Raw genomic sequence first — 20,479 nt, forward strand, 5'->3', positions numbered from 1 at the left:
CCTGTTCGCAAGACATGACAGACATGGCCACCGACCTGCAGCAACTGACCCAGGCCCTACGCGACTTCGCACAGGCCCGCGACTGGGAGCAGTTCCACTCTCCCAAGAACCTCGCCTCCGCGCTTTCCGTCGAGGCGGCCGAACTGCTCGAACACTTTCAGTGGCTCACGGAGGCCCAGAGCCGCGATCTTCCAGCCGACAAGCGCGCCGAGATCGGCACCGAGATCGCCGACGTCTTCCTCTACCTGCTGCAGCTCGCCGACAAGCTCGGCATCGATATGGTCGAAGCGGCGCGAAGCAAGATGCTTCTCAACGCGAAGAAGTATCCCGTCCCGCTATAGCGTCTCGTCTGGATGTTCCTCGGGTATCGAGCAACGATGCTTTCCTGATTCATCGGCCCGCGCCGAGGGGGCGTTCCCTAGCCTCAACGTTCTTCCATCAAGGACTTCAGGGAACTCCGAATGAAACGACTCCGCGCTCTGGTGACTTTGCTGCTGCTCACCGCCATCGCAGCCTTTGCCGATCCGCTTCCGATGAACCAGCTGCCGATGTACGGTGGCCGCGCGAAGACAGAAGAGATGAAGAACGCCGACGTCGACTTCATCGCATCGATCGAGACGCAGGGCCTCTCTCGAGCGGAGGGCGCGAAACAGATGCTGAGGCAGGGCTGGGCCGCCTGGGGCAGGAGAGACATGGCGACGGCCATGGCGCGCTTCAACCAGGCGTGGTTGCTGGACCCGGACAACGGCAACGTCTATCACGGCTTCGCACTGGTGCTGGCGCTTCGCGACGGTCCATCGTCCGAGGTAGAGGACATGTTCCGGTTGGCTGTCTCGAAGTCGACGGTCGATGCCGCGGTCTTCGTGGACTACGGCCACTTTCTCATGACGCAGAAGCGGCTCGATGCCAGCCAGGTCCAGCTGAAAAAGGCGCTCCAGATCTCGCCGGCGGCGCGCAACGCGAGTTCCAACTTGGCCTTCACGTACTACCTGAAGAACGATTTCATCAATGCCTGTGCCTGGGCGCGAAAGGCCGAGTCCAATCGCGACCGGCTGGAGCCGGGCTTTCTTGAGGAAATGTGCACTCGCGCCGCCGAGCCGGCGAAGGGGAAGCCGGCTTCCGGCAGCCGCCCGCCGGCCTGAATACCTTCCGTGTACGCCACCCGGCGTATTTCCCCTTTGTGGTGCATTCCGCAGACTCCCTCCCACGCCAGCCAAGGCTGTCGAAAAGGTTCAACCACCCCGGAGCAGGAGTCAACATGCAACGTCGTTTCACCCTCAAGGCGCTCACCGCCGCCGTCGCGCTGGCCAGCATTTCTGCTGCGCCCGCATTCGCAGCCGACACCATCAAGGTCGGCGTGCTGCACTCGCTGTCGGGCACGATGGCCATCTCGGAAACCGTGTTGAAGGACACGGTGCTGATGGCGATCGACGACATCAACAAGAAGGGCGGCGTGCTGGGCAAGCAGCTCGAGCCCGTGGTGGTCGACCCGGCCTCCAACTGGCCGCTGTTCGCCGAGAAGACCAAGCAGCTGCTCGGCCAGGACAAGGTTTCGGTCATCTTCGGCTGCTGGACTTCGGTGTCGCGCAAGTCGGTGCTGCCGGTGGTCGAGGAAATGAACGGCCTGCTGTTCTACCCCGTGCAGTACGAGGGTGAAGAGCTCTCGAAGAACGTGTTCTACACGGGCGCGGCGCCCAACCAGCAGGCCATTCCGGCCGTCGACTACCTGATGAGCAAGGAAGGCGGCGGCGCCAAGCGCTGGGTGCTGCTGGGCACCGACTACGTCTATCCCCGCACCACCAACAAGATCCTGCGCGCCTACCTCAAGAGCAAGGGCGTGAAGGAATCGGACATCGACGAGAAGTACACCCCCTTCGGCCACAGCGACTACCAGACCATCGTCGCCGACATCAAGAAGTTCTCCGCCGGCGGCAAGACCGCGGTGGTGTCGACCATCAACGGCGACTCCAACGTGCCCTTCTACAAGGAACTCGGCAACGCCGGCCTGAAGGCCAAGGACGTGCCGGTGGTTGCCTTCTCGGTGGGCGAGGAAGAACTGCGCGGCGTCGACACCAAGCCGCTGGTGGGCCATCTGGCCGCATGGAACTACTTCATGTCGATCAAGAACCCGACCAACACCGCCTTCATCAAGCAGTGGAGCGAGTACGCCAAGGCCAAGAACATCGCCGGCCACAAGGACAAGCCGCTCACCAACGACCCGATGGAAGCCACCTGGATCGGCATCCACATGTGGAAGCAGGCGGTCGAGAAGGCCAAGAGCACGGACACCGACAAGGTGATCGCCGCCATGGCCGGCCAGACCTTCACTGCTCCCTCGGGCATCGTCTCGAAGATGGACGAGAAGAACCACCACCTGCACAAGAGCGTGTTCATCGGCGAGATCAAGGCCGACGGCCAGTTCAACGTGGTGTGGAAGACGCCGGGCCCGGTCAAGGCCAAGCCGTGGAGCCCGTACATCGAAGGCAACGACAAGAAGCCGGACTACCCCGCTGGCAAGTCGATGTAATTCATCGGCAAGCCCCTTGCCTTGCTCCCTCTCCCCCCGGGGAGAGGGTAGGGGTGAGGGCAACGGCGGTCGATCCGGCCGCCGCGCTTGTTTGAAGGCCGCAAGCCCTCACCCCAACCCTCTCCCCCAGGGGAGAGGGGGCAACACGAATCTCATGATGCTTCGACGAACCCTTCAATGCGCACTGGCCGCCATGCTGCTGATGGCATCGGCCGCCCACGCGCTGACCGCCGACGAAGCCCGGGCCATCGCCTCCGGCGATTCCGAAGCCCGCATCGCCGCGCTCAACAAGGCCGTGCTCACGGCCGACGAGAAGACCGCTGCCTTCATCCAGGCCATGTCGGACGACGCGGTCAAGCACACCGAAGACCAGGTCTTCGTGATGAAGGACGACAAGGGCTACGACCCTGTGACCGGCGCCGAGCTGAAGGTGCCCGACACCGCCGAGGACGTCGTCAACAACAACCTCATGCGCGGCGCGCTCGATGCCGCGCAGGCCGCGCTCAAGCTCACGAGCAAGGACGACGCGGTGCGCGCCGAGGCCGCGCAGGCGCTCTTCAAGGAGCCCGACGAGTCGCGCCTGCCCATGGTCGAGAAGGCGCTGGCCGCCGAGACCAACCCGAAGATCAAGTCACAGCTCGAGCTGGTGCGCGCCGCCAGCATGCTCGGCAGCGCCGACAAGGCCAAGCGCCTTGCCGCGGCCAAGGAGCTGGGCAACAACCGCAACCCCGACACCAAGCTGCTGCTCAACCAGCGCCTGTCCGACGAGACCGAGGCCGACGTCAAGGCCGCCATCGTCGCGTCCATCGCGAGCATCGACGGCGCGCTGGTCTGGGGCGACCGCATCAACGCCGTGTTCAGCGGCATCAGCCTGGGCTCGGTGCTGCTGCTGGCCGCGCTGGGCCTGGCCATCACCTACGGGCTGATGGGCGTGATCAACATGGCGCACGGCGAGCTGATGATGATCGGCGCCTACGCCACCTACGTGATGCAGGGCATCTTCCAGAAGTACTTGCCCGAGGCGGCGTTCGGCTGGTACCTGGTGGCCGCCATTCCGGTGTCTTTCCTCGCATCGGCACTCGTGGGCGCGGTGCTGGAGCGCGGCGTGATCCGCTTCCTGTACGGCCGCCCGCTCGAGACGCTGCTCGCCACCTGGGGCATCAGCCTGATGCTGCAGCAACTGGTGCGCTCGCTGTTCGGCGCGCAGAACGTCGGCGTCGAGAACCCCGGCTGGATGAGCGGCGGCTTCACCATGCTGAGCAACGTCACGCTGCCGTGGAACCGCATCTGCATCATCATCTTCGCCGCCCTGGTGTTGCTGGCGATGGGCTGGCTCATCGGCAAGACGCGCCTGGGGCTGTTCGTGCGCGGCGTCACGCAGAACCGTCCGATCGCCTCGTGCATGGGCGTGAACACCGCGCGCATCGACACCTACGCCTTCGCGCTCGGCTCGGGCATCGCCGGTCTGGCGGGCTGCGCGCTGAGCCAGATCGGCAACGTCGGCCCCGACCTGGGCCAGAGCTACATCGTCGACAGCTTCATGGTGGTCGTGATGGGCGGCGTCGGCCAGCTGGCAGGCACCGTGTACGCGGCGCTGGGGCTGGGCATTCTCAACAAGTTCATCGAGGGCTGGGCGGGCGCGGTGCTCGCGAAGATCGCGGTGCTTGTCTTCATCATCATCTTCATCCAGAAGCGGCCCCAAGGCATCTTCGCAATGAAAGGCCGGAGCGCAGAGGCATGAGCAAGGTCGTACTTCCAACCAAGGGGCCGCTGCTGAGCGGCAAGGGCTGGACGGCCTTCTTCGTCGCGCTCATCGTGGTGTGCGCAGTGGCGCCGGTGCTCAACATGTGGGTGCCGGCGGACAGCCCGCTGCACATGAGCGACTACGCGGTGGCGCTGGTCGGCAAGATCATGTGCTACGCGATCTGCGCGCTGGCCATGGACCTGATCTGGGGCTACACCGGCATCCTCTCGCTGGGCCACGGCCTGTTCTTCGCGCTGGGCGGCTACATGATGGGCATGTACCTCATGCGCCAGATCGGCCGCGACGGCAACTACAAGAGCGACCTGCCCGACTTCATGGTGTTCCTCGACTGGAAGACGCTGCCCTGGCACTGGACCTTCAGCGACAGCTTCATCGCCACGCTGGTGTTGATCGTCGCGGTGCCTGGGCTGATCGCTTTCGTGTTCGGCTTCTTCGCCTTCCGCTCGCGCATCAAGGGCGTGTACTTCTCGATCATCACGCAGGCGATGACCTTCGCGGCCATGCTGCTCTTCTTCCGCAACGAGACGGGCTTCGGCGGCAACAACGGCTTCACCGACTTCAAGCGCATCCTGGGCATCCCGATCGCCACGCAGGAGATGCGCATGACGCTCTTCGCGCTCACGGGCGCCACGCTGCTGGGCTTCTTCCTGTTCGCGAAGTGGCTCATCGGCAGCAAGTTCGGCCGCGTGCTGCAGGCCATCCGCGACGCCGAGACGCGCGTGATGTTCTCGGGCTACAACCCGCTGCCCTACAAGCTCACGATCTGGGTGATCTCGGCCGTCATGTGCGGCGTGGCCGGCGCGCTGTACGTGCCGCAGGTCGGCATCATCAACCCGGGCGAGATGAGCGCTGCCAACTCCATCGAGATCGCCATCTGGGCGGCGGTGGGCGGCCGCGCCACGCTCATCGGGCCGATCATCGGCGCCTTCATCGTCAACGGCGCGAAGAGCTGGCTCACGGTGGCCTATCCGGAATACTGGCTGTACTTCCTGGGGGCGTTGTTCATTGCTGTCACGCTGTTCCTGCCGAACGGCATCGTGGGGCTGGTTCGCAAGTGGCTTTCCAGGGAGAAGAAGGAAGAAGAGAAGCCGCAGCCCGAACCGGTGCAGGAGGCACGCCGCGCCGTCGCGGCGGAGCAGGGCGTCGAGCCCGATGCGCTGGCCTCGCTGCCGGTGGATGCGAAGGGAGCGCGCGCATGACACCCGACCTCATGGAAGCAGGCGCCGAGCGCGCCGCGCGAGCAAGCGGCATCCACTACGTGAGCGGCAGCACCGAATCGGGTGGCCGCGCCGCCGACTTCGGCCGCCACGTCACGCCGGGCGAGGTCGACGTCACGCACGGCCGCATCCTCTACCTGGAAGACGTCAGCGTGAGCTTCGACGGCTTCAAGGCCATCAACAAGCTGTCGCTCGACATCGCACCGGGCGAGCTGCGCTGCATCATCGGGCCGAACGGCGCCGGCAAGACGACGATGATGGACATCATCACCGGCAAGACCCGGCCCGACGAGGGCACCGTGTTCTTCGGCAGCACCATCGACCTGCTGCGCCACCGCGAGGCCGAGATCGCTCAGCTGGGCATCGGCCGCAAGTTCCAGAAGCCGACGGTGTTCGAGCACCTCACGGTGTTCGAGAACCTCGAACTCGCGCTGAAGACCGACAAGGGCGTGCGCTCTTCGATGCTCTTCAGGCTCGATTCCGCGCAGAGCGACCGCCTGGCCGAGGTGCTCGAGACCATCCACCTCGCCGACAGCGTCTCGCGCCTGGCCGGCAACCTGAGCCACGGCCAGAAGCAGTGGCTGGAGATCGGCATGCTGCTGATGCAGGACCCGAAGCTGCTGCTGCTCGACGAGCCCGTGGCCGGCATGACCGACGAAGAGACCGCGCGCACCGCCGAGCTGTTCCTCACCCTCAAGGGCAAGCATTCGCTGATGGTGGTGGAGCACGACATGAGCTTCATCCGCACCATCTCCGAGATCGTCACCGTGCTGTGCGACGGTTCCGTGCTCGCACAGGGCACGCTGGACGAAGTGCAGGCCGACGAGCGCGTGATCGAGGTCTACCTGGGCCGCTGAGGAAGAACGAAAGATGCTGACAGTCAAGAACATCCATCAGTACTACGGCGGCTCCCACATCCTGCGCGACGTGAGCTTCGAGGCGAAGCTAGGCAAGGTCACCGTGCTGCTGGGCCGCAACGGCGTGGGCAAGACCACGCTGCTGAAGTCGCTGATGGGCCTGGTGCCCATCAAGAGCGGCAGCATCGAGCTCGAAGGCAAGCCGATCCACAAGGCCACGCCCTATGAGCGGGCCAGGGCCGGCATCGGCTTCGTGCCGCAGGGCCGCGAGATCTTCGCTCGGCTCACCGTCGAGGAGAACCTGCGCATGGGGCTGGCCTACAAGAGCGGCGGCACGCCCATCCCGGCGGAGCTGTACGAGCTGTTCCCCGTGCTCAAGCAGATGATGAACAGGAGGGGCGGCGACCTTTCCGGCGGCCAGCAGCAGCAGCTGGCGATTGCCCGGGCGCTGGCGCCCAAGCCGCGCCTGCTGATCCTCGACGAGCCCACCGAAGGCATCCAGCCCAGCATCATCAAGGACATCGGCCGCGTCATCCGCATGCTGGCCGACCGGGGCGACATGGCCATCGTGCTGTGCGAGCAGTACTACGACTTCGCCCAGGAACTGGCGGACGACTACCTCGTGATGGAGCGCGGCGAGGTCATCGCGCGCGGCCTCGGCAAGGACATGGAAGCGCAGGGCGTGCGGCAGCTGGTGGCCATCTGAGCCCACGGGCGAGGCCTTCGCGGCCCTGCCAGTACAAGGTCTTCGGCATCTGCGTATCGGTGCGGATTCAGGGTTTACCCTAAAATCGTGCCTTGCCCGCTGCCGCCGGGCACCCCCTCCAGGAGCCTGGCCTTGAACGCCTCCCCACCCGCGCAGGACAGCGCGGCCACCGACATTTCTTCCTTCACCCTGCCTTCGGGCGCGCCCGCCAACTTCCTGCGCGCGGTGCTCGCGCTCGGCGTCGGCGGCTTCGCCATCGGCACCGGCGAGTTCGTCATCATGGGCCTGCTGCCCGAGGTCGCACGCGACATCGGCGTGAGCATCCCGCAGGCCGGCCACGTCATCAGCGCCTATGCGATCGGCGTGGTCATCGGCGCCCCCGTTCTCGCGGTGCTCGCAGCCGGCTGGCGCCGACGCGCGCTGCTGATCGCGCTCATGGCCGTGTTCGCGGCCGGCAACTTCGCCAGCGCCGCCGCTCCCAACTACCTGCTGCTCAACCTGCTGCGCTTCGCCGCTGGGCTGCCGCACGGCACCTACTTCGGCGTGGCCGCGCTGGTGGCCGCCACGCTGGCGCCGCCGGGCCGCCGCGCGCGGGCCGTGGGGCTCGTGATGCTGGGGCTGACCGGCGCCACGCTGGTGGGCGTGCCCATCGCGGCGTGGCTGGGCCAGTTCTTCGGCTGGCGCGCGGCCTTCGTGTTCGTGGGCCTCATCGCGCTGGTGGCCATCGTGCTGCTTCGCCGCGACATCCCCGACATGGCGCCCGCCGCTGGCGCCAGCCCCTGGCGCGAACTCGGCGCGCTCAAGCGCAAGCAGGTGTGGTTCACGCTGGGCATCGCCGCCATCGGCTTCGGCGGCATGTTCTCGGTGTTCAGCTACATCAAGCCCACGCTGATCGAGGTGGCCGGCATGCCGGTGGGCGGCGTGCCCATCGTGCTCGCGCTCTTCGGCCTCGGCATGGTGGTGGGCAACCTCGTGGGCTCGCGGCTGGCCGACAAGTCGGTGATGCGCACCATCGGCGGCGTGATGGTCTACGCGGCGCTGGTGCTCGCGGTGTTCACCTTCGCGGCCCACAACGTGGTCGCGGCCGCCGTCAACGTGTTCCTCATCGGTTCGACCGTGGCCATCGGCCCGGCACTGCAGATCCGTCTCATGGACGTGGCCGGCGACGCGCAGACGCTCGCGGCCGCGCTCAACCACTCGGCCTTCAACATGGCCAATGCGCTGGGCGCATGGCTCGGCGGCGTGGCAATTTCCGCGGGGCTGGGCTGGACTTCCACCGGCTGGGTCGGCGCGCTGCTGGCGCTGGCCGGCCTGGGCATCTTCGGCTGGGCGGTGGCGAGCGCCCGTGCCGCCGCACGCAGGCCGGCAGCCGTCGCCTGCTGAACAGGGCTGCTACTTCGGCGAAGGTGCCGGCGCGGTTCGCTCGCGCAGCAGCACCGCGAAGTTCTGCAGCTCCGTCGCATTGAGATCCGACACCGCCCAGGCCTGCATGCCGCCCTGGGTCCAGTGCACGAGCTGGTAGCCCTGCCGGGCCGAAGCCACCGGCCCTTGCGCCTGCGCCTTCTTTCCATCCGGCGCCGGCCACACGAACAGGTTGATCACGTGCGGCCCCGAGCGGTAGACCAGCGCCGCCACGGTGCGCCCGTCCAGGTAGTCGAGCCGTCCGCCCGCAAGCGCAAAGCCCTCCGCCGCGAGGTCGACCACCGGCGGTGAGAAGTCGAGCTTGCCGGCGAACCAGGGCTTGACCGTGTGATGGTCGGACGAGGCCACGTCCGCCAGGTGCGAGGCCATCAGCGAGCGCACGTGGTTCGCCGTGACGCCTTCGGCGAGCGCGTCGGCAGGCGGCATCGGCGTCGCCAGCAGCACGAGCGCCAGGCCCCAGGCCGTGGCGGCACCGGTGCCGAACCATGCCAGCCCCTGCCACAGCCTGCGGCCTTGTCGCGCGGGAGCGGGCTTCGGCGCCGGCGCGGCGGCTTCATCCGTGCGGACCGCGTTCGCGATGCGCGCGGCCAGGCCCTCGGGCGGCATGTGCCGCACGGCGTGGCGCCGGATCAGCGTTCCCAGTTCCTCGTCAGACATTGACATGGCGTGTCCTTCCTCCCGCATCGCCGGGACGTTCGTCGCGCAGGCTCTCTCGCAGCATCGAGCGCGCACGCGACAGCCGCGACATGACGGTGCCCAGCGGTATGCCCGCGATGCGCGCGATGTCCTCGTAGCGCAGTTCCTCCAGTTCGCGCAGCACGATCACCTCGCGATACACCGGCGGCAGCGCGTCGATGGCCGCGTTGACTCGCTCGCCCTGCACGCGCTGCTCCCACTGCCGCGCCGGATCGCCGTCGGCGGAGGAGGAGAAGGGCGCCGACACCGCCTCGCTGTCGCGCAGCTCGTCGAACTCCAGCTGGTCGGCCAGCTGCCGGTTCTGCCGCATCCAGTCGTAGCAGGCGTTGCGCACGATGCCCAGCAGCCACGGCCGTGCGCTCTCTCCGCGCAAACCCTCGAAGAAGCGGAATGCGCGCAGGCAGGCCTCCTGCACCGCGTCGTCGGCCAGCTGGTCGTCGCGCAGCAGCCAGCGCGCAAGGTTCCATGCCGCATCGAGATGCGGCAGCGCGGCGGCTTCGAACTGGCGTGTGCGGTCGGTCGACAGGCTCAAGTGCTCCTTCTTCCTGCATGACGTGACAGTCCGGCGTTTTATTCCAGCTTTTTTTCGGCCCCCGCTGGAATAGGCAGGGCATGCCATGCGTCATGCCCTTTGCGGATTCTCGGATTCTGCTTCTTCCGTCTTCCTCTTCCGCTTTCCATGAGGGTCTTCACCATGATCGCCATGCCCGGCTTCGCACGCATCCTCGTCATCTTCGCGGCCCTGGCGGCCTCGGCCGGCTCCGCGCTTGCCGCGGGTCCCAAGGCCTATGTCGGCAATTTCAAGGACAGCACCGTCAGCGTGATCGACACCGGCACCGAGCGCGTCGTGGCCACGCTGCCGGTGGCGGCGGGGCCCGACGGCATCATCGTTGCGCCCGATGGGCGCAGCGTGTTCGTCAGCGGCTCCGGCGCCGCCGCCGTGAGCGAGATCGATGCCGCGAGCGACCGCGTGACCCGCGCCATCGACGTGGGCAAGGGCCCCCAGGGGCTGGCCATGACTGCCGACGGCAAGTGGTTGCTGGCGGCCGTCAACGGCGACGACCGCGTGGCCTTCGTCGACACCACGGCGCATGGCGTGAGCGCCACCGTGCCGGTGCCCAAGCCGCACACCATCGCCATCCGGCCCGACGGGCGGCAGGCGTACGTCGCATCGCAGGAGCCGGGGCACTTCGCGCTGGTGGTCATCGACATGGCGACGCGCGCCGTGGTCACGCAGATCCCGCTCGACAAGCCGCCGCGCGACCTCGAGTTCAGCCACGACGGCAAGTCGCTCTACCTCACGCTGGCCGGCGTTGCGGCCGTGCAGGTGCTCGATCCGGCCAACAACCAGTGGGGCGCGCCGGTGCCCACGGGCGTGTCCCCGCACATCGCACAGCACTTCGCGGGCATGGCCAGCGGCGTGGTGGTGGTGCAGGGGCCCGGCGAAGTCATGCTGTTCGACCCTGCAGCGCACACGGCCGTGCGCAGCATTCCCGTGGGCAAGCAGCCGCACTGGCTCGAGCTGTCGGCCGACGGCAGGAAGCTCTGGGTGAGCAACGAGGGCTCCAACGACGTCAGCGTGGTCGACCTCGCGGGCGGGCCGATGCACACGGTGCAGGTGGGCAATGCGCCGCGCAAGATCGCGCTGCAGCGCACGGCGGCTGCCGCTTCGCCTGCAGCGGCTGCGGACGGCGCGCACGCCGGCGGGTCGGCGCACGTGACCATCCGCAACTTCGCCTTCGAGCCCGCGCAGATCACCGTCAAGACCGGCCAGCGCGTGAGCTGGCAGAACGACGACGGCGCGCCGCACGGCCTGGCCTTCAAGGACGGCGCGGCCGGCATCGATCTGCTGCTGCCCGGCAAGGCCTTCGCCCGCGTCTTCGACAAGCCGGGGGTGTACGACTACGTCTGCTCGGTCCATCCGTACATGACGGCGCGGGTCACCGTGGTGGGGCCGTAGCCGGGTCCGCGCCATCGGCCCATGCGCCGCCCGATTGACAGGAGCGAGCGAAGCGCACGACATTGCACTGGATGAAGGAAGAAAGACTCTCGCGCCGACGCCTGCTGTGCGGCGGGCTCGCGGCCGCTTCGCTGGGCCATCCGTTCCTGCTGCTGAAGGCGCAGCCAGCGACGACGACAGGCACGGCGGCGACATCGGGCGATCGCTATCCGTTCACGCTGGGCGTGGCCTCTGGCGTGCCGCGCGCCGACGGCTTCGTGCTCTGGACGCGGCTCGCGCCCGATCCGCTGCAGGGCGGCGGCATGGGCGATGCGCCCGTCGATGTGAACTGGGAGGTGGCCGACGACGAGGGTTTCAGGCGCATCGTGGCGAAGGGCCGCGCCGTCGCGACAGCCGGGCTCGCGCACTCGGTGCACGTCGAGGTGCAGGGCCTGTCGCCGGCGCGCTGGTACTGGTACCGCTTCACCGCCGGCGGCGCGCGCAGCCCCGCCGGCCGCACGCGCACCACGCCAGCCGACAACGACGAGGCCCTGCAACAGCTGCGCTTCGCCTTCGCCTCCTGCCAGCACTACGAGCAGGGCTACTACGCCGCCTACCGAGACATGGCCGCGCAGCCGCTCGACTTCGTCGTGCATCTGGGCGACTACATCTACGAAAGCTCCCGCAAATCGCACCAGGTGCGCCGGCACGAGGGCGGCATTCCGACGCAGCTCGCCGAGTTCCGCGACCGCTACGCGCTCTACAAGGCCGATGCGCAGCTGCAGGCCGCTCACGCGGCCTTCCCATGGCTCGTGACCTGGGACGACCACGAGGTGGCCAACGACTACACGAACGACGAGTCGCCGCGCACGGCCGACCCTGCGCAGTTCCTCGCGATCCGCGCAGCCGCCTATCAGGCGTGGTACGAGCACATGCCCGTGCCCGCCAGCATGCGTCCACGTGGCCCCGATGCGCTCATCTACGGCCGACACCGCTTCGGCCGCATGCTCGACCTGCTGCTGACCGACGGGCGCCAGTACCGCTCGCACCATGTCTGCCTTTCCGGCCGCAGTGCCTCGCCGCTGGCCGATTGCCCCGACCGGCTCGCGCCCGAGCGCAGCCTCTTCGGGGCGCAGCAGGAGGCCTGGCTCGCCCGCGAACTCGCCGCGCCGCCCGCGCGATGGACCGTGCTCGCCCAGCCCACGCTCCTGGCCGAGGCCGACCGCAAGCGCGGACCAGAGCACGGCTACTGGATGGACGGCTGGGACGGCTATGCCGCGGCCCGCTCGCGCCTGCTCGACGCGCTGGCCGAACACAAGTCGCGCGGCGGCAATGCGCTGGTCGCCAGCGGCGACGTGCACGCCTTCTGGGCCGCCGACCTGCGGCGCGGCGATGCGCAGCAGGGGCCGCTGGTCGCGACCGAGTTCGTCGGCGGCGCCATCACCTCCGAAGGACCGAGCGCCGCCAGCGTGGCGAACATGCTCTCGAAGAATCCGCAGCTGCGCTACGGGCGGGCCGACAGGCGCGGCTATGCGATCGCCACGCTCGATGCGCGCGGAGCCACGGTCGATTTCCGCGCCGTGGAGGACGAGAAGACGGCCGATTCGCCGGTCGGCACCATGGCCCGCTTCTCGGTCGAGCGCGGTGCGCCTGGCGTGCACGCCGAAGGCAGCTAAACCTCGCCCGCCTGCAGGATTGCGCGGCCGTGCCTATGATGGCCGCCGCTCCCTTCCTTCCATCTCATCTCCTTCCCTCCCGAGCGAGAACCGAACACCATGAGCATTCCCTCCACCCGTCTCGGCCGCACCGGCCTCACCGTCTCCCGCCTCGCCCTCGGCACCATGACCTTCGGCCTGCAGACCGACGAGGCCGTATCGCACCAGATCCTCGACAAGGCGGCCGAAGGCGGCATCAACTTCCTCGACACGGCCGACGTCTACCCGCTCGGCGGCACCATCGAGACGGCAGGCCGCACCGAGGAGATCATCGGCAACTGGCTGGAGAAGCAGGGCCCCGCGGGCCGCCGCCGCTTCGTGCTGGCGACCAAGGCCGTCAACAAGGTCGGCCCCAACAGCTGGGACCAGGGCGCGTCGCGCAAGCACCTGCTGGACGCCATCGACGCCTCGCTCAAGCGGCTGAAGACCGACCACGTCGACCTCTACCAGCTGCACATGGACGACCGCGAGACGCCGCTCGAAGAGAGCCTGGAGGCTCTCGACACCATCGTGAAGTCGGGCCGCGCGCGCTACATCGGCGTGTCGAACTTCCTGGCATACCGCCTGGCCCGCGCGCTGGGCAAGTCAGACCTGCTGAGGCTCACGCGCTACGTGTCGGTTCAGCCGCGCTACAGCCTGCTGTTCCGCGAGATCGAGCGCGAGCTGCTGCCGCTCGCGGCGGAAGAGGGCCTGGGCGTGATTCCGTACAACCCGCTGGCCGGCGGCCTGCTCACCGGCAAGTACAAGCCCGGCAGCAAGCCCGAGGAGAACACCCGCTTCACCCTCGGCACCGCAGGCGGCATGTATCAAGACCGCTACTGGAACGAGCGCAGCTTCAACACCGTCACGCAACTGCACAAGCTCGCCGACGAAGCCGGCGTACCGCTGGCCACCCTGGCCGTGGCCTGGGTGATGGCGAACCCGCTCATCACCGCGCCGCTGCTCGGCGCAAGCCGCCCCGACCAGCTCGAAGCGACCATCGCGGCGGCGGAATACAAGCTCGACCCGGCGCTCAAGCAGAAGCTGGACGAGCTGACCGCCGAGTACCGCAAGGGCGACGCCCCTCGCTGAGCGGTTTGTCTCCTTCCTCCTCCGGGGGAAGGCCGGGATGGGGGCAGGCCTTTGAAAAGGCTCCGCGCTTCCTTGAGCGCCGTCGTGCCCCCACCCCGACCCTCCCCCAGCGGGGGAGGGAGAAGAGATAACCGCCGAGTAGTGCAAGGGTGACGCGCCACGCAGAGAGGTTTTCCCCCTTCCCCCTCTGGGGGAAGGCCGGGATGGGGGCAGGCCTTTGAAAAGGCTCCGCGCTTCCTTGAACTCCGTCGTGCCCCCACCCCAACCCCCCCCCAGTGGGGGAGGGAGAAGAGATAACCGCCGAGTAGTGCAAGGGCGACGCGCCACGGTGAGAGGTTTTCCTCCTTCCCCCTCTGGGGGAAGGTCGGGATGGGGGCAGGCCCTTGAACAGGCGCCGCGTTCCATGAGCGCCGTCGTGCCCCCACCCCAACCCTCCCCCAGCGGGGGAGGGAGGAAGCCCAGGAACACCGCGGAACCGGCTCTGCCGGGCCGCTGGTGTTGCCCCCGGAGGGGGTTGGCAAAGCGACACGAAGTGCGCGCAGCCTGGGGGAGAGCCATTTCCCCCGGGGGGAGGGCCATTTCTTTCAGAACTGTCAGTTAGTCGACAGCGAGGGGTTTGACGGGGGTACCTAGAGTGCCCTCATCATGGTTTTCTCCGACGTACCTCCCCTCCCGCGCGCGGCCCTCGCGCTGGCCGCCTTGCTCCTCGCGGGCTGCGCCGTCGGCCCCGACTACGTCCGCCCGCAACTGGACGTACCCGCCGCCTTCAAGGAAACCGGCGGCCCCTGGAAGACCGCCGCCCCGCAGACCATCGACGCTGACCATCCCTGGTGGGACGCCTTCGGCGACAGCACGCTCAGCGCGCTGATCGTGCAGGCCAACGCGGCCAACCAGAACATCCGCGTGGCCGAGGCGCAGTACCGCCAGGCGCAGGCGCTGGCCGCCGCGGCGCGGGCGGGCTTCTTCCCCACGGTGGGCCTCAACGCCGGCGCCACGCGCTCGCAGACCAACAACACCGGCACCGTCAAGCTCGGCACCACCGACACCCTGGGCCTCGCCGCGAGCTGGGAGCCCGACATCTGGGGCGCGGTGCGCCGCTCGGTGGAGGCCGGCAATGCCGGCGTGCAGGCCAGCGCCGACGACCTGGCCGGCGCGCGGCTCAGCATCCAGACCACGCTGGCGCAGGACTACCTGCAGATCCGCGTGATCGACCTGCAGCGCAACCTTTACGCCAGCACCACCGCCGCCTACGCCAAGGCGCTCGAGCTCACGCAGCACCAGTACGCCGCAGGCACCGTGCTGCGCTCCGACGTTGCGCTGGCCGAGAGCCAGCTCAAGACCGCGCAGGCGCAGGCCGTCGACCTCGAAGCCCAGCGCAGCCAGCTCGAACACGCCATCGCCGTGCTGACCGGACAGGCGCCTGCGTCGTTCTCGCTGGCGCCGCTCGAAAGCTCGTCGAACCCGCCGACCGCCGAGTCGCTTTCGTCGGCCGCCGCGCTGCACCTGCAACTGCCGGTGACGCCCGCAGGCCTGCCTTCGGAACTGCTGGAGCGCCGCCCCGACATCGCCGGCGCAGAGCGCCGCGTGCAGGCCGCCAACGCCAACATCGGCGTGGCCAAGGCCGCCTACTACCCGCAGATCGTGCTCAGTGCCAGCGGCGGCTTCAGCGCGGCCACGCTGGGCACGCTGTTCAACACGCCCAGCCGCGTGTGGTCGCTGGGCGCGGCACTGGCGCAGACGGTGTTCGATGGCGGCCTGCGCAAGGCCCACACCGACCAGGCCGTGGCCGCCTACGACGCCTCTGTCGCGCAATACAAGCAGACCGTGCTCGCGGGCTTCCAGCAGGTGGAAGACAACCTCGCCACCCTGCGCGTGCTCGACAACGAATCCGCGCTGCAGGCCGACGCCGTGCGCGCCGCCCAGCTCGCAGAGCGCATGGCACTGAGCCAGTACCGCGCGGGCACCGCCACCTACCTCAGCGTGGTCACTGCGCAGACGCTCTCGCTCACCAACCAGCGCACGGCCGCGCAGGTGCTCGGCCGCCAGCTGGCCGCCAGGGTCTCGCTGATCGCGGCCACGGGCGGCGGCTGGAGTGCCGCCGCCGCTGCCAACACCGCTGCAGACGCCGCACCGAAGACTTCCGGGAATTGATGCCATGACGACGAACGCAGAAACCACCACGCCTTCCTTGTTCCAGAGACGCTCCACCTGGCTCGCGACCGCCACCCTGGTGCTCGTGCTCGGCGGCGGCGCATGGGCGCTGACCCACCACGCCGCCAACGCAGCCAAGCCCGATGCGCCGAAGAGCCCGCCCGTACAGGTGACCACCGCGCGCGTCACGCCGCAGACCGTGCAGGTCTATCGCTCGGGCATCGGCACCGTCGCCTCGATGGCCACCGTGACCGTCAAGGCGCGCATCGACGGCCAGCTCGACAAGGTCGGCTTCGTCGAAGGGCAGGACGTGAAGGCCGGCCAGCTGCTCGCCCAGCTCGACCCGCGCACGCTGCAGGCCCAGCTCGCGCAGGCGCAGGCGACGCGGGCGAAGGACCAGGCCACGCTGACCAACGCCCGCGCCGACCTCAAGCGCTACACAACGCTGCTCTCGCAGGACGCCGCCACGCAGCAGCAGGTCGATACGCAGAAGGCCCTGGTCAACCAGCTCGAAGCCGCCGTGCAGAACGACGCGGCCCAGGTGCAGTACGCCGAGGTGCAGCTGAGCTTCACGCGCATCACCTCGCCCATGAACGGCCGGGTGGGGGCGCGGCTGGTGGACCCGGGCAACATCGTGCACGCCACCGATGCCAACGGCCTGGTCGTCATCAACCAGATCGACCCGATCGCCGTGCAGTTCACCCTGCCCGAAGAGGCCGTGCAGGACATCAACCGCGTGCAGCAGCAGAGCAGCCAGCCGCTCTCGGTGGTGGCCTACGACCGCAGCGGCACGCAGATGCTGGGCACCGGCAAGCTGATATTGCTGAACAACCAGATCGACACCACCAGCGGCACCGTGCAGCTCAAGGGCAGCTTCGCCAACCCGCAGCACACGCTGTGGCCGGGCCAGTTCGTCAACGTGCGGCTGCAGCTCGACCGCCGGGCCGACTCGCTCACGCTGCCCGCTGCAGCGGTGCAGCGCGGCCAGGACAGCACCTACGTCTGGGCCGTCGATGCAGAGAACAAGGTCGCCAATGTGCCGGTCCACGTGGTGCAGATCGCCGACGGCACCGCCGTGATCGACAAGGGCCTGGAGGCCGGCCAGCGCGTGGTGATCGACGGCCAGTACAAGCTCAAGCCCGGTGCCACCATCGTCGAGCCGCCACCCGCCGCCAAGAGCGCGGTGAAGGATGCGGTGAAGGACGCAGCCAAGGTCGCCAGCAGCAGCGGGAGCAGCAATTGAGCATCTCCGCCGCATTCATCAAGCGCCCCATCGGCACCACGCTGCTGGCGCTGGCCATCCTGCTGGTCGGCGCGGCGGTGTTTCCGCTCCTGCCGGTGGCGCCGCTGCCGCAGGTCGACTTTCCGACCATCCAGGTCTCGGCCAACCTGCCGGGCGCCAGTCCGGAGACCATGGCGTCCAACGTGGCGCAGCCGCTGGAGCGGCAGTTCTCGCTGATCGCGGGGTTGTCGCAGATGACCTCGACCAGCGGCCTGGGCTCCACGCAGATCACGCTGCAGTTCGACCTCGACCGCAACATCGACGCCGCCGCGCTCGACGTGCAGGCCGCCATCAATGCATCGACCGGCCAGCTGCCGGCCAACCTGCCGAGCCCGCCGACCTTCCGCAAGGTGAACCCGGCCGACTCGCCCATCCTCATCCTCTCGGTGCAGTCGAAGACGCTGCCGCTGACCGAGGTGAACGACTACGCCGACAACATCCTCGCGCAGCAGATCTCCCAGATATCGGGCGTGGGCCTGGTCAATATCGGCGGCGTGCAGAAGCCGGCGGTGCGGGTGCAGGTCGATCCGGCCAAGCTCGCGGCGCTGGGCCTGAGCCTGGAAGACGTGCGCACCGTGCTCGCATCGGCCACCGTCAATGCGCCCAAGGGCACCATCGACGGGCCCAACCAGAGCTTCACCGTCTACACGAACGACCAGCTGCTGAAGGCCAAGCCGTGGAACGACGTGGTGCTGGCCTACCGCAACGGCGCGCCCATCCGCGTGAGCGACCTGGGCGTGGCGGTGGACGGCCCCGAGAACGCCAAGATCGCCGGGTGGGCCTATGCCGGCGCCGCCGCGCCCGAGGGCAGCAGCGTGCAGAACGGCCGCTCCATCGTGCTGGCCATCACCAAGCAGCCGGGCGCCAACGTCATCGAGACGGTGGACCGCATCAACGCCGCGCTGCCCAGGCTGAAGGCATCGATCCCGCCGACGGTGGAGGTCAACGCCATCATCGACCGCACCCAGACCATCCGCGCCTCGGTGAAGGACGTGGAGTTCACGCTGCTGCTGACCATCGCGCTGGTGGTGGCCGTGATCTTCGTGTTCCTGCGCAACGTGCCGGCCACGCTCATCCCCAGCGTGACGGTGCCGCTCGCGCTGCTGGGCACGGTGGCGGTGATGTACCTGCTGGGCTACAGCCTCGACAACCTCTCGCTCATGGCGCTGACCATCGCTGTCGGCTTCGTGGTGGACGACGCCATCGTGATGCTGGAGAACATCTACCGCTACGTGGAAGAGGGCATGTCGGCGGTCGAGGCCGCGTACAAGGGCGCGGGCGAGATCGGCTTCACCATCATCTCCATCTCGGTGTCGCTGGTGGCGGTGTTCATTCCGCTGCTGCTCATGGGCGGCATCGTGGGGCGCCTGTTCCGCGAGTTCGCGGTGACGGTCACGCTCACCATCGTGGTGAGCGTGGTGATCTCGCTCACGCTCACGCCCATGCTGTGCTCGCGCTTCCTGAAGAACGAGCACGGCAGCAAGCACGGGCGGCTCTACCAGCTGTTCGAGCGCGGCTTCGACGCCATGCTCGGCGCCTACAAGCGCGGGCTGCACGTGGTGCTCGACCACCAGTTCATCACGCTCATGACCTTCATCGCCACGGTGGCGGCCACGGGCGTGCTGTTCGTGTTCATTCCCAAGGGCTTCTTCCCGCAGCAGGACACGGGCTTCATCTCGGGCTTCGCCGAATCGGCGCAGGACGCTTCCTTCGCGTCGATGAACGCCCGCATGGTCGAGCTGGCCGACGTGGTGCGCAAGGACCCGGACGTGACCGGCTTCGGCATGAACGGAAGCTCCTCCACCTACAACACCGGCAACTTCTACATCAGCCTGAAGCCCAAGGACGAGGGCCGCACCGCCACCGCCGACGAGATCATCGCGCGGCTGCGCCCGCAGCTGGCCAAGGTGCAGGGCGTGAACCTGTTCCTGCAGGCCGGGCAGGACATCCGCGTGGGCGGTCGCGCATCGCGCACGCAGTACCAGTACACGGTGACCGACGCCAACCTCGACGAGCTCAACACCTGGGCGCCGAAGCTGCTGGAGCGCTTCAGGCAGCTGCCCGAGATCACCGACCTGGCCACCGACCAGCAGAACGCCGCCGCTTCGGCCGTGCTCACCATCGACCGCGACCGCGCATCGAGCTTCGGCATCTCGCCGGCCACCATCGACGCCACGCTGTACGACGCCATCGGCCAGCGCCAGGTGGCGCAGTACTTCACCCAGCTCAACAGCTACCACGTGGTGCTGGAGGTCACGCCCGCGCTGCAGCAGGACCCGGCGCTCTTCAGCAAGCTGTACCTGAACTCGCCCATCACTGGCCAGCAGGTGCCGCTGTCGACCTTCGTGAAGGTGGACACCAGCAAGACCGCCTACCTCTCGATCAGCCACCAGGGCCAGTTCCCGGCCGTGACCATCTCGTTCAACCTCGCGCCGGGCCATGCGCTGGGCGACGCGGTGAACGCCATCAACAAGGCGCAGGCCGACATGGGGCTGCCGCAGTCGCTCACCGGCTCGTTCCAGGGCACGGCGCAGGCCTTCCAGGATTCGCTGGCCACCCAGCCCTACCTGATCGCGGCGGCTCTGGTGGCGGTGTACATCGTGCTGGGCCTGCTGTATGAGAGCTACATCCACCCGCTGACGATTCTCTCGACGCTGCCCTCGGCCGGTGTGGGCGCGCTGCTCATCCTGATGGCGGGAGGCTACGACCTGAGCGTGATCGCGCTCATCGGCATCATCCTGCTCATCGGCATCGTGAAGAAGAACGGCATCATGATGATCGACTTCGCGCTCAAGGCCGAGCGCGAGCAGGGCATGACGCCGCACGACGCCATCTACCAGGCCTGCCTGCTGCGCTTCCGCCCGATCATGATGACCACCATGTGCGCGCTGCTATCGGGCCTGCCGCTGATGCTGGGCCACGGCTCCGGCTCCGAGCTGCGCCGGCCGCTGGGCTACGCGATGGTCGGCGGGCTGATACTCTCGCAGGCGCTCACCCTCTTCACGACCCCGGTGGTCTACCTGTACCTCGACCGCGCCCACTACTGGTACCTGCGCCGCAAGGAAGCGCGCAAGGCCCGCAAGGCAGCGAAGCAAGGCAAGGCCCCCGTGCCCGCCGAGGTGCACGGATGA

General features: G+C 68.1%; 16 protein-coding genes. 14 read left to right on the forward strand and 2 right to left on the reverse strand.

Annotation, left to right across the window (positions count from 1 at the left end; genetic code table 11):
* Positions 1-23: 23 nt before the first annotated feature.
* The 8 genes from FHY06_RS22035 to FHY06_RS22070 all read left to right on the forward strand — a co-directional run bounded on the left by FHY06_RS22035 (position 24) and on the right by FHY06_RS22070 (position 8,455).
* Positions 24-341, forward strand: a complete 318-nt coding sequence (locus FHY06_RS22035; RefSeq protein ID WP_184606296.1) for a nucleotide pyrophosphohydrolase — start codon at positions 24-26, stop codon at positions 339-341.
* Positions 342-482: 141 nt separating this feature from the next.
* Entirely contained in the window at positions 483-1,142 is a 660-nt protein-coding gene (locus FHY06_RS22040; RefSeq protein ID WP_311733714.1) for a tetratricopeptide repeat protein, read from the forward strand.
* Positions 1,143-1,258: 116 nt separating this feature from the next.
* The gene (gene urtA, locus FHY06_RS22045; protein WP_019657838.1) at positions 1,259-2,527 is read left to right on the forward strand and encodes an urea ABC transporter substrate-binding protein; all 1,269 of its coding nucleotides are present in this window, start codon (positions 1,259-1,261) and stop codon (positions 2,525-2,527) included.
* 193 nt (positions 2,528-2,720) lie between these two features.
* Entirely contained in the window at positions 2,721-4,268 is a 1,548-nt protein-coding gene (gene urtB, locus FHY06_RS22050) for an urea ABC transporter permease subunit UrtB (RefSeq protein WP_184606396.1), read from the forward strand.
* Positions 4,265-5,491, forward strand: coding sequence for an urea ABC transporter permease subunit UrtC (gene urtC / locus FHY06_RS22055; RefSeq protein WP_132800936.1), 1,227 nt, complete (start codon positions 4,265-4,267; stop codon positions 5,489-5,491). Before urtB ends, urtC begins: the two co-directional genes overlap by 4 nt.
* The gene (urtD, locus tag FHY06_RS22060; RefSeq protein WP_019657835.1) at positions 5,488-6,366 is read left to right on the forward strand and encodes an urea ABC transporter ATP-binding protein UrtD; all 879 of its coding nucleotides are present in this window, start codon (positions 5,488-5,490) and stop codon (positions 6,364-6,366) included. Before urtC ends, urtD begins: the two co-directional genes overlap by 4 nt.
* A gap of 13 nt (positions 6,367-6,379) precedes the next feature.
* Positions 6,380-7,072: an urea ABC transporter ATP-binding subunit UrtE gene (gene urtE, locus FHY06_RS22065; RefSeq protein WP_019657834.1), complete on the forward strand. Its 693-nt coding sequence runs from the start codon at positions 6,380-6,382 to the stop codon at positions 7,070-7,072.
* A 132-nt stretch (positions 7,073-7,204) separates the two neighbouring features.
* Positions 7,205-8,455, forward strand: a complete 1,251-nt coding sequence (locus FHY06_RS22070) for an MFS transporter (RefSeq protein WP_184606297.1) — start codon at positions 7,205-7,207, stop codon at positions 8,453-8,455.
* A gap of 9 nt (positions 8,456-8,464) precedes the next feature.
* Here FHY06_RS22070 and FHY06_RS22075 read toward each other — a convergent pair whose 3' ends face one another.
* Positions 8,465-9,157 carry an anti-sigma factor family protein gene (locus FHY06_RS22075; protein WP_184606298.1) on the reverse strand — a complete coding sequence of 231 codons (693 nt, stop codon included), beginning with the start codon at positions 9,155-9,157 and terminating at the stop codon, positions 8,465-8,467.
* Positions 9,144-9,722, reverse strand: coding sequence for a sigma-70 family RNA polymerase sigma factor (locus FHY06_RS22080; protein WP_126183226.1), 579 nt, complete (start codon positions 9,720-9,722; stop codon positions 9,144-9,146). Before FHY06_RS22080 ends, FHY06_RS22075 begins: the two co-directional genes overlap by 14 nt.
* A 162-nt stretch (positions 9,723-9,884) precedes the next feature.
* On the opposite strand from FHY06_RS22080, the gene FHY06_RS22085 reads away from it, so the two are divergent.
* The 6 genes from FHY06_RS22085 to FHY06_RS22110 all read left to right on the forward strand — a co-directional run bounded on the left by FHY06_RS22085 (position 9,885) and on the right by FHY06_RS22110 (position 20,479).
* A complete protein-coding gene (locus FHY06_RS22085; RefSeq protein WP_184606299.1) occupies positions 9,885-11,150 on the forward strand; it encodes a YVTN family beta-propeller repeat protein in 1,266 nt (421 codons plus the stop codon).
* Positions 11,151-11,221: 71 nt separating this feature from the next.
* Complete coding sequence (locus tag FHY06_RS22090; protein ID WP_184606300.1) at positions 11,222-12,805, forward strand: alkaline phosphatase D family protein; 1,584 nt, start codon at positions 11,222-11,224, stop codon at positions 12,803-12,805.
* A 99-nt stretch (positions 12,806-12,904) separates the two neighbouring features.
* Positions 12,905-13,915, forward strand: a complete 1,011-nt coding sequence (locus FHY06_RS22095; RefSeq protein WP_019657828.1) for an aldo/keto reductase — start codon at positions 12,905-12,907, stop codon at positions 13,913-13,915.
* Positions 13,916-14,560: 645 nt separating this feature from the next.
* Positions 14,561-16,066: an efflux transporter outer membrane subunit gene (locus FHY06_RS22100; RefSeq protein ID WP_184606301.1), complete on the forward strand. Its 1,506-nt coding sequence runs from the start codon at positions 14,561-14,563 to the stop codon at positions 16,064-16,066.
* Positions 16,067-16,070: 4 nt separating this feature from the next.
* Positions 16,071-17,309 (forward strand): efflux RND transporter periplasmic adaptor subunit, encoded by a 1,239-nt coding sequence (locus FHY06_RS22105; protein WP_019657826.1) that lies wholly within the window; start codon positions 16,071-16,073, stop codon positions 17,307-17,309.
* On the forward strand, positions 17,306-20,479 hold the full coding sequence (locus FHY06_RS22110) for an efflux RND transporter permease subunit (protein WP_019657825.1): 3,174 nt from the start codon (positions 17,306-17,308) through the stop codon (positions 20,477-20,479). Before FHY06_RS22105 ends, FHY06_RS22110 begins: the two co-directional genes overlap by 4 nt.

The organism is Variovorax atrisoli, assembly GCF_014195185.1.
GTDB lineage: Bacteria > Pseudomonadota > Gammaproteobacteria > Burkholderiales > Burkholderiaceae_C > Variovorax > Variovorax atrisoli.